The 13060-nt window shown below is 65.4% G+C and carries 10 protein-coding genes; 5 read left to right on the top strand and 5 right to left on the bottom strand.

All coding sequences use genetic code 11. The features are described from left to right. Nucleotides 1–104: 104 nt before the first annotated feature. On the bottom strand, nt 105–1046 hold the full coding sequence (locus B4M43_RS18700; RefSeq protein ID WP_296268942.1) for a LysR family transcriptional regulator: 942 nt from the start codon (nt 1044–1046) through the stop codon (nt 105–107). 279 nt (nt 1047–1325) lie between these two features. Between B4M43_RS18700 and B4M43_RS18695 the strand changes: the two genes are divergently transcribed. Further along, complete coding sequence (locus tag B4M43_RS18695; protein WP_296269034.1) at nt 1326–2234, top strand: LysR family transcriptional regulator; 909 nt, start codon at nt 1326–1328, stop codon at nt 2232–2234. Nucleotides 2235–2312: 78 nt separating this feature from the next. Here B4M43_RS18695 and B4M43_RS18690 read toward each other — a convergent pair whose 3' ends face one another. From B4M43_RS18690 to B4M43_RS18680, 3 genes are all read right to left on the bottom strand, one after another. After that, a complete protein-coding gene (locus tag B4M43_RS18690) occupies nt 2313–3458 on the bottom strand; it encodes an L-dopachrome tautomerase-related protein (protein ID WP_296268941.1) in 1146 nt (381 codons plus the stop codon). Between the two features lie 25 nt (nt 3459–3483). Beyond that, the gene (locus tag B4M43_RS18685) at nt 3484–4491 is read right to left on the bottom strand and encodes a zinc-binding alcohol dehydrogenase family protein (protein ID WP_296268940.1); all 1008 of its coding nucleotides are present in this window, start codon (nt 4489–4491) and stop codon (nt 3484–3486) included. A gap of 133 nt (nt 4492–4624) precedes the next feature. Then, a complete protein-coding gene (locus B4M43_RS18680) occupies nt 4625–5572 on the bottom strand; it encodes a DMT family transporter (RefSeq protein ID WP_296268939.1) in 948 nt (315 codons plus the stop codon). Between the two features lie 92 nt (nt 5573–5664). Here B4M43_RS18680 and B4M43_RS18675 point away from each other — a divergent pair, with 92 nt between their 5' ends. Continuing rightward, entirely contained in the window at nt 5665–6573 is a 909-nt protein-coding gene (locus tag B4M43_RS18675; protein ID WP_296268938.1) for a LysR substrate-binding domain-containing protein, read from the top strand. Here the strand turns inward: B4M43_RS18675 and B4M43_RS18670 are convergent. After that, the gene (locus B4M43_RS18670; RefSeq protein WP_296268937.1) at nt 6560–8017 is read right to left on the bottom strand and encodes an efflux transporter outer membrane subunit; all 1458 of its coding nucleotides are present in this window, start codon (nt 8015–8017) and stop codon (nt 6560–6562) included. The two genes, B4M43_RS18675 and B4M43_RS18670, sit on opposite strands and share 14 nt — an antisense overlap. An 86-nt stretch (nt 8018–8103) precedes the next feature. Here B4M43_RS18670 and B4M43_RS18665 point away from each other — a divergent pair, with 86 nt between their 5' ends. From B4M43_RS18665 to B4M43_RS18655, 3 genes are all read left to right on the top strand, one after another. Then, nucleotides 8104–8718 carry a TetR/AcrR family transcriptional regulator gene (locus B4M43_RS18665; protein WP_296268936.1) on the top strand — a complete coding sequence of 205 codons (615 nt, stop codon included), beginning with the start codon at nt 8104–8106 and terminating at the stop codon, nt 8716–8718. 77 nt (nt 8719–8795) lie between these two features. Then, complete coding sequence (locus B4M43_RS18660; protein WP_296268935.1) at nt 8796–9902, top strand: efflux RND transporter periplasmic adaptor subunit; 1107 nt, start codon at nt 8796–8798, stop codon at nt 9900–9902. Continuing rightward, the gene (locus B4M43_RS18655; protein WP_296268934.1) at nt 9899–12979 is read left to right on the top strand and encodes an efflux RND transporter permease subunit; all 3081 of its coding nucleotides are present in this window, start codon (nt 9899–9901) and stop codon (nt 12977–12979) included. The genes B4M43_RS18660 and B4M43_RS18655 overlap by 4 nt, the downstream gene beginning before the upstream one ends. Nucleotides 12980–13060: the final 81 nt, after the last annotated feature.

Here is a 13060-nt window from a genome sequence, read left to right as displayed (position 1 = left end):
CTCGTAGCGCCGGGGGTGGCGGTATTCATCCCCCTTCCGGGGCCGACGTTCCCGTCTTTGTGCGCGGGGTGCTGCTGCCAGCCTGAGGCATATGTGCCCCTGACTCACACTACCGGGGCGACGCCTTGGCGCTGATCGCCTTGCAGGCTGTACATGCGGCACTCGGCGACCAGCGCCAACAGGTTCGGGTCGCGTTCGCGGGTCTTGAGGAACAGCACGCCGATGTGCTGCTGCAAGCGGTAGCGCGCCTGCAACGGAATCAGCCGGATACGGTTCTCGTACACCGCCGAAATCCGCCCCGGCAGCAGCGCGTAGCCCACGCCGGAGCTGACCATGCTGAGCAAGGTGAAGATGTCGTTCACCTGCATGGCCACGTTCGGTTCGAACCCCGCCTGCTGGAATACCCGCTCGCCGTCGCGGTGGGTGGCGAAGCCCTGGGTGAGGGTGATGAAGGTGGAGTGGGCGAGGTCCGCCAGGTCCACTTCGTGCTCCTGGGCGAAGGGCGACTCGTTGGGCACGGCGAGGAAGATGTCGTCGGAGAACAGCGGCAACTGCTCGCAGGCCGGATCGCAGGTGCTTTCGTTGAGCGACACCAGGATGGCGTCGAGCTCCAGGTTCTTCAGGCGGTACATCAGGTCGACGTTCGAGCCCAGGGTCAGGTCGATGTTCAGTGCGCTGCGGCGCAGCTTCAGGCCCATGATCAACTGCGGCACGGTCTTGACCGTGAGCGAATACAGCGTGCCGAGCTTGAAACGCTCGGCGGAGAAGCCGGCCGCCTCGCGGGTGGCGCGGACCATCTCGCTGGTGTCCTGGATCAGCTTGCGCGCTTTCTCTTCCAGCACGTAGGCGCTTTCCAGCGGCGTCAACGTACGCCCTTCATGTTTGAACAACGGACAGCGCAGGGCGTTCTCCAGCGAATGGATGGCCCGGTGCACGCTGACGCTGCTGGTATCCAGCGCACTGGCGGCGCGGGCCAGGTTGCCGCTGTGCATGAAGGCGAGAAATATTTCGAGCTTCTTCAGGGTGAGCTCTTCGTCGATCTGCATGGGTTGTCCATTCCAAGCTGCGTGACGGAAAAATCCTGGGATCTTCCTTCGTTGTAGGCGCGAGTCTACTCGCGATGGACCGCTGAGCGGTCGCCTTCCAGCGTACAGGTTCGCTCAGGAGGCCTACTTCCTCCCAGGCCCGGCAAGCCCAGTGCATCGCGCCTTGATCGCAACCCAGGTCCACCACGCCCATTCGCGCCTCGTGCGCATTTGCACACGGCCATCGGCTTGATTAGGCTGGCGACCTCCCGCGCTCTCTAGACCCTCGCCGTGAAGAAAATCGTCCGCATCGACGACCTCCAAGTCTTCGTCACCACCGCCTCGGCCGGCAGCTTTTCCGCCGCTGCCCGGCTCCTCGACATCTCGCCCGCCCTGGCCAGCGGCGCCGTGCAGCGCCTGGAGCGCAGCCTGGGCGCGCGGCTGTTCGTGCGCTCCACGCGGCGCTTGCGTTTGTCCGACGACGGCGAGCGTTACCTGGCCCATGCACGTCAGGCCCTCGACGCCTTGGGCAACGGCGAAGTGGCGCTCAACGAAGGCCGCGACGAAATCGCCGGCACCCTGCGCCTGTCCATGCCCTCGGACATCGGCCGCAACCTGTTGCTGCCCTGGCTCGACGCCTTTCAGCAACTGCACCCCAAGGTGCTGCTGCAACTGCACATCAGCGATCAGATGGCCGACCTGGTGGGGCAGCAACTGGACGCCAGCATCCGTTACGGGCAACTGGCCGATTCGGGGTTGGTGTCGCTGGCGCTGGCACCTTGGAACCGCCGCACGGTCTGCGCTTCGCCCGACTACGTGGCGAGGCACGGGCGGCCGGAAAAATTGCAGGACTTGGCGGCACACAACTGCCTGCGCTTCGTGATGGGCGACCAGACCTACGAGCGCTGGTGCTTCCATCTGCCCAGCGGCGGCACGACGGTGCAGGTCACCGGTAACCGCGTCAGCGACGATGCCGATGTGGTGCGGCGCTGGGGCGTGGCCGGCTTGGGCATCGTCTACAAGTCGCGGCTGGACGTGCTGGACGATCTGCGCTGCGGGCGTTTGATCGAGTTGTTTCCGGGCGAACAGGGACAGCCGGCGCCTTTGCAACTGGTATGCGCGCACCGCACTTCGCTCACGCCGGCCATGCAGGCGCTACGGGCGTTTCTGGCGGAGCGGTTGGAGCTGTATTGGACGGTGGGGGTGTGAACGGCAAGAGCGCTCGCACTCCCATGCGCTACCCGTTACATGGAGGGCGAGCGCCGCGCTCATCGGAGTGAAGGCGCTTCAGTCCATCTTCGCGGGCTGGGCGTCGATCTTCACGCGCAACAGCTCATAGGGCTTGACGCGCTTGTCTTGCCCATCGTTGAAGTTCGCCGAGCGGTGCAGTTGGTTGGCGATGACATACAGATAGCCGTCCGGGCCGATCGACAGGGTGTCCGGCCAGAGCATCCGCGCATCCTCGACCACCGTTTGCCAACGACCGTCGGCCAGGCGTTTGCGGATGGCGTTGTGTTCGTAGTCGCCTGCGTACACCGCGCCGTCGGCAGCGGCTTCGATACCGTCCGAAGCGCCTTTCTCGCCCAGGTCGACCACTGCTCGTTCCAGCGCCGCCTCGCTGACCTGCGGGTTGCGCAGCAACTCGGTCGGCACCGCGTACAAGTGTCGGCTGGACAAAGGGCAGAAGTACAACGTCTTGCCATCGCTGGACAAGGCGATGCCATCGGTCGCTATGGTCAGCAACTTGGCTTCGCCTTTGGCATTGCGTGTCACCAGTGCGGGCTTGCCTTCGACCTGTGGCACGAAGGCCGGGTCGGCCGAAGTGGATGTGGCGCCCGACAGTCGGCGTGCCGCCTTGCCGCTGGCCAGATCCACCACGATGATGCCGCCAGGCCCGCTTACCGAGGAGTCGGTGATGTACGCCGTGCCTTCGGCGCCGACCCGGAAGTCGAAGCGCACATCGTTGACATAGGTCGTGGGCAGCACGACCGCCTCGGGCAGCACGACCGTTTTCACCACGGCGTTCGAACGCAGATCCATGGCGACCAGTTTTGCGCCGCCACGGGTGGGCGCGGCGAACTTCGGCGCGGCCGTGTCCAGCGCCCATACGCGGCCTTTGCTGTCGGCGACCACGCTTTGCACGCTGATGAACGCGTCGGCCGGGTGCTGCAGGTCGGGCGTGTTGGTTTTCAGCTCGGGGTAGGGCACCAGGCGCCCGTCGACGAGCTCCGCGACCGTGTAGGGTACGTCATCGCCCCAGCGTGGGAAGTTGACGAAGGTCCGGCCCGTCGGCGTCACCGTCACCCCAGTGGGCATCGCGCCGGTGAAAGCGTGCACCGGTTCCACGCGAGGGCTGGCGGTCTCGCCAGCAACCGCGCCGGCAGCGAACGAAACGGCCAGGGCCAGGCCTGCGGCTTTGAATAGCGTATTCATGTTCGAATTCCTCGACCGCACCTGATCAAAACCCTTCCAATACGATCTTGCCCTTGGCCTTGCCGCTTTCCAGCAAGGCATGGGCACGCTTGAGGTTGTTCGCGTCGATGGTGCCGAAGTGTTCGCCCAGAGTGGTCTTGATCACGCCTTCGTCGATCAGGGCCGATACCCGCTCCAGCAAGCGGTGCTGCTCGATCATGTCGTCGGTGTGGTACAGCGAGCGGGTGAACATTAGCTCCCAGTGCACCGACAGCGATTTGCGCTTGAGCGGCATGATGTCGAGCTGCTCGGGGTCGTCGATCAGCGCCAGTTGGCCCTGCGGGCGCAGCACGTCGACGATCTGCGGCAGGTAGCTGCCGGTGTGGGTCAGGCTGATGACGTGGTCGATGGGGCCGAGCTGCAACCGTTCCAGTTGCGCCGCGAAGGGCTGGGAGTGGTCGATGACGTGGTGCGCGCCCAGTTGCTCGACCCAGGCCTGGGTTTCGGGGCGCGACGCCGTACCGATCACGGTCAGTTGCGTGAGCTGACGGGCGAGCTGCACGAGGATCGAGCCCACGCCGCCGCCGGCGCCGATCACCAGCAGGTTCTGGCCCTGGCCGCCGTTCTCCTGCACGCCCAGGCGGTCGAACAGCAGTTCCCAGGCGGTGATGGAGGTCAGCGGCAAGGCAGCGGCGCTGGCGTTGTCCAGGCTGCGCGGCTTGTGCCCGACGATGCGTTCGTCGACCAGGTGGTACTCGCTGTAGCTGCCGGGGCGGTCGATGGCGCCGGCGTAGAACACTTCGTCGCCCTCCTTGAACAGCGTGACCTCGGCACCGACTGCGCGCACCACACCTACGGCATCCCAGCCCAGCACTTGCGGCTGGTCGCCGGTGCTTCGGGCGCGCACCTTGGTGTCGACCGGGTTCACGGCGATGGCCTTGATCTCCACCAGCAGGTCGCGCGCGCCAGGGGTAGGGGTGGGCAGGGTGTGGTCGTACAGCGAACGGGCGTCGTCGATGGGCAGGGCGGGGGTGTCGAATACGATGGCTTTCATGGGCAGGGCTCCTGGGTTGGGGAAAGTGACAGGCTAGGCGCGCTGCATCCGCTCGGAAACAGGCGTTTCGCCGGAAGACTTTCCGCATTTCGTTGAAAGTCCCAAGGTTGGGTCGTGGCACCGACGCCAACGTTCAAGTGCGACGATCAGTTGCGTGCAGCAGGTTGCTCACCGCCAAGGCGGCGCCGACGAGCACGGCCAGCAAGCCGGCCAGTTCGAGCGCGGTAGGCCAGCGCCCTTCGAAACACAGGCCCAGCAGCGCCGCGAACAAGGACTCCAGGCAGATCAACTGGCCCGACAGCACCATCGGCAGGCGCTGGGTCGCGGCGTTCCAGGCCCAGGCGCCGACCACCGACGACGCGAGTGCGATGAAAGCGGCCCAGAGGTAGAAGTGGCCCGCCTGCACGAAGCCGAAATCCGCGCTCGGGAATCGCGACAGGCCCAGCCCCCGCAACAGCGGTATCAGGCAAAGCGTCACCACGCCGGCACCGCTCATCATCAGGCCGGTCCACAGGCTGGTGAGCGCTGGAGGCAAACGGTCTACGGCGCGTTGGTTGAGCACGCTGAAGAGCAACCACAAGGCCACGGCCAAGACCGCAAAGCCCGCGCCCCATGCGGTCGCACCCGTCTGCGCCGCACTCGGGCTGCCCAGCGTCGAGCACAAGAGCCCGAACAGGATGCAGCCCAGCGGCACGGCCAGACTGCGCCAGCGCACTTGGCGCTCCCGTGCATTACCCAACAGGGCGAGCAGTACGGGCACGAGCCCGACCAGAGTTGCCGTCAAGACCGACCCGCCGAACGCCACACCCGCCGCGATGCAACTGCCGTAACCCAAGTAGCCGATAACCCCCAGCATCGCCGCCAAGACCACTTGCCCACGGCCTAGGCAGCGCAAGCGGCCACGCCACAGGATCACGGCCGCCAGCCCCGCTGCGCCGGCGAACAGGAAGCGCACCACCAGCAGGTCGTAGAGGCCGTAGGCGCCCGTGACATGGGGCGCGATGAAGTTGAGCGACCAGGCCAGGGTCGCCAGGATGGCCAGCCCTATACCGGTGGTCAGCGTCGAACGGGAAGTGGTCATGGGCAAACTCGGCTGGCGTATCGGCCAAGGGTGACTAGGATTGCCCATGCGCCACAAACGAGTTCTCGGGCCTGAATGCATAACCCAAGATTATGAATGACCTCAGAAAAAACCTGCCGCCGCTGACCAGCCTACTGCCGTTCGAAGCGGCCGCGCGCCTGGAAAGTTTCTCCAGGGCCGCCGAAGAGCTGCACATCACACAGGCCGCGATCAGCCGGCAGGTTCGCGGCCTGGAAGAAAACCTCGGCGTGAAACTGTTCGTGCGGCGCAATCGCGCGGTGTTCCTCACCGACGAAGGCCGCCGGTTGAACGAGGCCGTGAGCGCGGCATTGACCGCCATCGCCGACAGGGCAGGCTCACTGCGCCAGGCGCAGCGGCACACGCGCGTCGTGTTGTTCTGCCAGCTGTGCGAAGCCTTTCATTGGCTGATGCCGCGATTGGCCTCCTTCCGCGATGTCCAGGCCGACATCGAAGTGCAAGTGGTGACTTCCACGCGGCCGCTTGCCGAGTTCACCGACCCTTTCGATGTCGCGCTGCAAACCACCGCGCGTGCCAGTGGCCGGCATCGGCTGGCTTTCACGGCGGCCGACGAAGTCTTTCCCGTGTGCAGCCCGAGCTACCTTGGCAGTGCCGGGCCGCTCAGCCTCGAAGCGCTGGGCGCGCACCGATTGCTGCATTACCGCGCCATGGCGCACGACTTCATGACCTGGGGCGACTGGCTCGGCACCTTTTCGCTGGCCCAGGTCGAACCCTCGTGCGGCACTGTGTTCGACAGCTACCCGTTGATGCTGCAAGCGGCGGTCGCAGGCCATGGCATCGCCTTAGGCTGGCGCCGCACGGCGGGCAAACTGATCGAGGAGGGGGCTTTGCGGCAGGCCTGCGCGCAGAGCGTGCAGCTGCCGCAGGCGATTTCGGTGTATACGTGCGACGGCGCCGAGGCGCGGGGCGAGGTGCAGGCGGTGCTGGCTTGGTTGCAGCATCAACTGCTCATCGAGGACTAGCCTCGGCAAGGCGCCGGGAAGGCGACCAGCCTCCGCCGAGCGCCTTGTAGACCGCAATCGCCGCCCGTGTCGATTCCACTTCGGCAATCACTCTGGCGTCGGAGGTCTGCAACAACTGGCGGTCGGCATTGAGTACGTCGATGAGACTGGCGACGCCGTTTCGATAGGCCGCGAACGAGGCGTGTCTGGCCCGTTCGAGCGAAGCCTCGCCTTGGGCAAGGCGCTGGGCCTGGGTCTGGCGATGGGTCGACGCCGACAGAGCGTTCTCGACCTCTTCGCTGGCCGTGAGTACCGACTGGCGGTAGTAGGCCAGGGCTTGGGTCTCGCGTCCTTTGGCACGGTCGATCTCGGCATCGATACGCCCGAAGTCGAACAGCCGCCAACGCAGCCCGAGAAACACCGAAGACTGCTGCGCGCCCGCGCTGAAAAAAGTGCCGCCCGAAGTGGACGCGCTGCCGATCAACGCGCCCAGGGAGAACGTGGGGTAATACTCGCTGATCGCGCTGCCGATCGCGGCATTGGCCGCCACCAGCCGGCGTTCGGCAGCGATCAGGTCGGGTCTGCGCCGAAGCAGTTCAGCGGGTGTGCCGATGTCCGTCAGCCGAGGCGGGTGGGGAATGGCCGGGGTGCCGGCGAGCTCGGCGCGGTGGGTGCCAGGCGGGCTGCCGAGCATGACGTCCAGTGCGTTGGCCGCCGCATCCAGCCCGGTCTGCAAGACCGGGATGCTGGCCTCGACCTGGGCGAGTTCGCCTTCGGTCTGGCGCACCTCGTATTCGGCGGCCAGCCCCTTGCCGTTGAGCAGCGTGACTTTGGCCAGCAAGTCCCGCTGGGTCTTCGCCTGCGCCTGTGCGATGGCGAGCCGGGCCTGCAAGCCTCGCAGCAGGGTATAGGTGTCGGCGGTCTGAGCCGCCACGGCCAGGCGAGTGGCGATGGCGGCGGCTGCCGAGGCCTGGTACTGCGCCAGGGCGGCCTCGCGGTCACGGCGCAGACCGCCGAACAGGTCGAGGTCCCAGCGGGCATCGAGGTTCAATTCGTAGCTTTCGCCGTTGCGGTCGTAACCAGGCACAGTGTCGAGCACTTGACCCAAAGGCGTTTCCACCGACTGATGGGCGCGGGCAGCTTGCCCTGCCACGCTGGCGCTGGGCGCCAAAGCCGCACTGGCAAGCCCCAGTCCGGCTCGCGCCTGGGTCACCTGGGCCTGGGCTTGAGTCAGGTCGAGATTGCGCGCCAGCGCCTGGTCCACGTATTGGGTGAGCAAAGGGTCGGCAAATCCCTCCCACCACGTCTCGAAGCGTACTGGCACCGCCGCCTTTCCGGGCTCCGACGCTGCGCTGCCCAGATAACGCTCGGCCAGCGCCACCGGCGGCTGTCTATAATCGGGGCCGACCGTGCACCCTGACAGCCCAATACTCAATACAAGCGCAATCGTTCGAAAGGGCGGCATGGTCGTTCTCGTTGCGAAAAGTTGTGACCATATTATGTATTGGTCACAATCTGTCAATCTGTCGTTCAGCAAGGTACGCTCTGCCCATGACTATCCAGACAGCTTCCCCCTCCCAGCGCGGCCCGGCAGACCACGACGTTCGAGATCAGGTGATCCAGGCCGCGATGGAGCATTTCGCCCATTACGGCTACGAGAAAACCACGGTTTCCGACTTGGCCAAGGCCATTGGTTTTTCCAAGGCGTACGTCTACAAGTTCTTCGACTCCAAGCAGGCCATCGGTGAAGTGATCTGCGCCAATCGGCTCGCGCTGATCACGCAGATCGTCAGCGACGCCGTCGCCCAAGCCCCCACCGCTTCGGAGAAGATGCGCCGCCTGTTCCGCGCCACCGCTGACGCTGGCAGCGATATGTTCTTCCACAATCGCAAGCTCTACGACATCGCAGCGGTCGCTTCGCGCGATCGCTGGCCGTCGGTCGAAGCCCATGAAACACGCATCCGCCAACTGATCCAAGCGATCGTGCTGGAAGGGCGGGAGCAAGGCGCGTTCGAGCGCAAGACCCCGCTGGACGAGGCTGTGCAAGCGATCTACCTCACCCTCAGGCCATACGTCAACGCCGCCCAGCTGCAGTACAACCTCGATACGCTCGACGAAGCGACGGTGTTGTTGCCGGCGCTGATCTTGCGAAGTCTGGCGCCTTGACTGATTTGTGACGATTGACAGATTTGGTCACTAGAACAAGAATGGGATCTCCACTGGCTCCTTGAGTAAGCGATCCCATGCGCCTCCACTGCACCGCGTTCGCCGTTTGCGTACTGCCCCTTTTCCTAACGGCCTGCGGCGACACGTCCGCCGATAAAGACCCCCGCGATAAACCGCCGCTGGTCAAGACGGCGGCGGTCGAAGAGGCCGTCGTCGCTGCCCGTTCGTTCACCGGCGTGGTGGTGGCCCGTACGCAGAGCGACCTGGGCTTCCGGGTCGCGGGCAAGGTGTTGGAGCGGCTGGTCGACACCGGCGAGCAGGTCAAACGTGGGCAGCCCTTGCTGCGGCTCGACCCGGTGGACCTGAAACTTCAGGCCCGTGCACGGCAGGACAGCGTGGCTTCGATCCGCGCCCGGGTTCGGCAGACGGCGGACGACGAAGCTCGCTATCGTGGTCTGGTCGCCGAGGGTGCCGTTTCCGCTTCGGCCTACGATCGGATCAAGGCCGCGGCCGACACCGCCAAAGCCCAGTTGAGCGCTGCGCAGGCCGAGGCCGACGTGGCCCGCAATGCCACCGATTACGCCGTCTTGCTGGCCGACGCCGACGGCGTAGTGGTGGAGACCCTCGCCGAACCCAGTCAAGTGGTCAGCGCCGGCGAGCCGGTGGTGCGTCTGGCGCGTGCCGGGCAGCGCGAAGCGCTGCTGCACCTGCCGGAGACCTTGCGCCCTGAGCCGGGTTCGCAGGCCCAAGCCCGCCTGTATGGCACGCCAGGCCCGGCGCTGCCGGCCAAGCTGCGTTTGCTTTCCCAGGCGGCCGATCCGGCCACACGCACGTTCGAGGCCCGCTACGTACTGAGCGGGCGTTTGGCCGACGCCCCGCTAGGCGCCACCATCACATTGAAGATCGGCCAGCAAGCTGACGGCACCCAGGTGCGACAGGTCCCTGTGTCGGCGCTCTACGACCCTGGCAATGGCGCCGGCGTGTGGGTCATGGCGGGCGAGCCTCCGACCGTGTCCTGGCGGCCCGTCCGCGTGCTGGATGTCAGCGACGACGCAGCGCGTGTAGTGGGTGAGCTGAACGCCGGCGAGCAGGTGGTGGCCTTGGGTGTGCACCTGCTGCGCGAGGGCGAAGAGGTGCGCAGTGCTCCCGCGCTGGCTGCTCAGACTGGGGAGCTTCAGCCATGAGCGGGCAGCGTTTCAACCTCTCGGCCCTGGCAGTGCGCGAGCGCTCCATCACCTTGTTCCTGATCCTGCTGATCGCCTTTGCCGGCATCCTTGCGTTCTTCCAGTTGGGGCGGGCGGAAGATCCGCCGTTCACCGTCAAGCAGCTGACCTTCGTCGCCGCCTGGCCCGGCGCCACCGCCCAGCAGATGCAGGACCTGGTCGCAGAACCCCTGGAAAAACGCATGCAGGAGCTGCGCGACTACGACCGGACGGAAACCTATACGCGGCCAGGCCTGGCCTTCAGTGTGGTCTTTCTGCGCGACAGCACGCCCCCGGATCGCGTGCCGGAAGCGTTCTACCAGGCGCGCAAGAAACTCAGCGACGAGGCCAAGACCTTGCCTGCCGGCGTCATCGGGCCAATGGTCAACGACGAATTTTCGGACGTGACTTTCGCGGTGTATGCCTTGAAGGCCAAAGGCGAACCGCAACGTCACCTGGTGCGCGACGCCGAGGCGCTGCGCCAACGCCTGTTGCACGTGCCGGGCGTGAAGAAGGTCAACATCCTGGGCGAGCAGGCCGAGCGCATCTTCGTCTCCTTTTCCCATGACCGTCTGGCCACCCTTGGCGTGACCCCACAGGCCATTTTCGCCGCGCTCGACAGCCAGAACGTCCTGACCCCGGCCGGCTCGATCGACACCCAGGGTCCGCAAGTGATGATTCGTGTGGAAGGCGCCCTGGATCAACTGGCCAAGATCCGCGAGACACCGGTCGCCGCCAGTGGCCGGGTGTTCAAGCTTTCGGACGTGGCCGAGGTCCGGCGTGGTTACGAAGACCCGGCCACGTTCCTCATCCGCAACGACGGCGAGCCGACCCTGTTGCTCGGCATCGTCATGCGCGAAGGCTGGAACGGCCTGGACCTGGGCAAGGCGTTGGAGGCCGAGAGCGCCGACATCAATGCCGGCCTGCCGTTGGGCATGACGCTCAGCAAGGTGACCGACCAGGCGGTGAACATCAGCGCCTCGGTCGACGAGTTCATGGTCAAGTTCTTCGTCGCGCTGCTGGTGGTGATGCTGGTGTGCTTCATCAGCATGGGCTGGCGGGTCGGGATCGTAGTGGCCGCAGCCGTACCCCTGACGCTGGCCATGGTCTTCGTGGTCATGGCCGCCACCGGCAAGAGCTTCGACCGCATCACGCTGGGTTCGCTGATTCTGGCCCTCGGCCTGTTGGTCGACGACGCGATCATCGCCATCGAAATGATGGTGGTGAAGATGGAGGAGGGCTACGACCGTCTCAAGGCATCGGCCTACGCCTGGAGCCACACGGCCGCGCCGATGCTGGCCGGCACCTTGGTCACCGCCATCGGCTTCATGCCCAACGGTTTCGCCCAGTCCACGGCCGGCGAATACACCAGCAACATGTTCTGGATCGTGGGCATCGCGCTGATCGCTTCCTGGATCGTCGCAGTGGCCTTCACCCCTTACCTGGGCGTGAAGCTGCTGCCGGCCGTCGACGCCGTCGAAGGTGGGCACGCGGCCCTCTACGACACCCATCGCTACAATCGTTTTCGTGCGCTGCTTGCGCGGGTCATTGCGCACAAATGGCTGGTGGCTGGCGGTGTGGTCGCGGCGTTCGTGGTCGCTGTGCTGGGCATGGGCCTGGTCAAGAAGCAGTTTTTCCCTACCTCCGACCGACCGGAAGTGTTGGTGGAGTTGCAGATGCCTTACGGCACCTCCATCGAGCGGACCCACGCCGCTGCGGTGAAGATCGAAACCTGGCTGCGTCAGCAGGAGGAAGCGAAGATCGTCACTGCCTATATCGGCCAAGGCCCACCGCGTTTCTTCCTGGCCATGGCGCCCGAACTGCCGGACCCTTCCTTCGCCAAGATCATCGTGCTGACCGACAGCCAGGACGCGCGCGACGCCCTCAAGCTGCGGTTGCGTGAGGCGGCTTCCGAAGGCTTGGCGCCAGAAGCCCAGGTACGTGTGACGCAGCTGGTGTTCGGCCCGTATTCGCCGTACCCCGTGGCCTACCGGGTGATGGGCCCCGACCCCGCGCAGTTGCGCCAGATCGCCGCGCGCGTCCAGGACGTGCTGCAGGCCAGCCCGATGATGAAAACGGTGAACGGCGACTGGGGCCAGCGTGTGCCGACCCTGCATTTCGCGCTGGACCAGGACCGTCTGCAAGCGCTGGGCTTGAGCTCCGCCGCAGTTGGCCAGCAATTGCAGTTTCTGCTCTCTGGCATACCCATCACTTCGGTGCGGGAAGACATCCGCTCGGTCCAGGTCATGGGGCGGGCCGCAGGCGACATCCGCTTGGACCCTTCGCAGATACGCGACTTCACCCTCGTCGGTGCTGCCGGCCAACGCATTCCGCTGTCACATGTCGGCAGCGTCGAAGTGCGCATGGAAGACCCTGTGTTGCGCCGTCGCGATCGCACGCCGACCATCACCGTGCGTGGCGACATCGCCGAAGGGTTGCAACCGCCGGACGTGTCCACGGCGCTGTGGGGCGAGCTGGAGCCGATCGTCGCAAGCTTGCCCACGGGTTATCGAATCGAGATGGCAGGCTCGATCGAAGAATCGGCCAAGGCCAGCCAGGCCATCGTCCCGTTGCTGCCGATCATGATCGCATTCACATTGCTGATCATCGTGCTGCAGGTGCGTTCGATGTCGGCAATGGTGATGGTGTTCCTCACCTCGCCCTTGGGGCTGATCGGCGTGGTGCCTGCGCTGTTGCTGTTCGGCCAGCCATTTGGCATCAATGCGTTGGTCGGCTTGATCGCGTTGTCAGGCATCCTGATGCGCAACACCCTGATTCTGATCGGCCAGATCCATCTCAACGAACGTGAGGGGCTGGAACCCTTCAAGGCCGTAGTGGAGGCCACGGTGCAGCGCGCACGGCCGGTGCTGTTGACGGCGCTGGCGGCGATCCTGGCGTTCATCCCGCTGACCCACTCGGTGTTCTGGGGCACGTTGGCCTATACGTTGATCGGCGGAACCTTGGTGGGCACGGTCGTCACGTTGGTGTTTCTTCCGGCGATGTATGCGATCTGGTTCAAGATCCGGCCGCAGGTGGAAGCCAAGGATGCCCAAGCGTGACGGGGCAGCCGTCTTCAACAGGGGGCCGTGCGCCCCTTGGTTTCGAACCGATTCGGGATAAGGTAGGCAGGTTTGTCGCCA

Origin of the sequence: Pseudomonas sp. UBA6562 (genome assembly GCF_002434265.1) — a bacterium.
GTDB lineage: Bacteria > Pseudomonadota > Gammaproteobacteria > Pseudomonadales > Pseudomonadaceae > Aquipseudomonas.
The sequence above is the reverse complement of the archived record's forward strand: the minus strand, read 5'-3'. Positions and strand labels throughout refer to the sequence as shown.

What these genes read in the sequence shown, in the direction of transcription:
- B4M43_RS18700 (WP_296268942.1), bottom strand. Translation starts at nt 1,046, where the DNA reads ATGCAGATCGACGAAGAGCTCACCCTGAAGAAGCTCGAAATATTTCTC.
- B4M43_RS18690 (WP_296268941.1), bottom strand. Translation starts at nt 3,458, where the DNA reads ATGAATACGCTATTCAAAGCCGCAGGCCTGGCCCTGGCCGTTTCGTTC.
- B4M43_RS18685 (WP_296268940.1), bottom strand. Translation starts at nt 4,491, where the DNA reads ATGAAAGCCATCGTATTCGACACCCCCGCCCTGCCCATCGACGACGCC.
- B4M43_RS18680 (WP_296268939.1), bottom strand. Translation starts at nt 5,572, where the DNA reads ATGACCACTTCCCGTTCGACGCTGACCACCGGTATAGGGCTGGCCATC.
- B4M43_RS18675 (WP_296268938.1), top strand. Translation starts at nt 5,665, where the DNA reads ATGAATGACCTCAGAAAAAACCTGCCGCCGCTGACCAGCCTACTGCCG.
- B4M43_RS18670 (WP_296268937.1), bottom strand. Translation starts at nt 8,017, where the DNA reads ATGCCGCCCTTTCGAACGATTGCGCTTGTATTGAGTATTGGGCTGTCA.
- B4M43_RS18665 (WP_296268936.1), top strand. Translation starts at nt 8,104, where the DNA reads ATGACTATCCAGACAGCTTCCCCCTCCCAGCGCGGCCCGGCAGACCAC.
- B4M43_RS18660 (WP_296268935.1), top strand. Translation starts at nt 8,796, where the DNA reads ATGCGCCTCCACTGCACCGCGTTCGCCGTTTGCGTACTGCCCCTTTTC.
- B4M43_RS18655 (WP_296268934.1), top strand. Translation starts at nt 9,899, where the DNA reads ATGAGCGGGCAGCGTTTCAACCTCTCGGCCCTGGCAGTGCGCGAGCGC.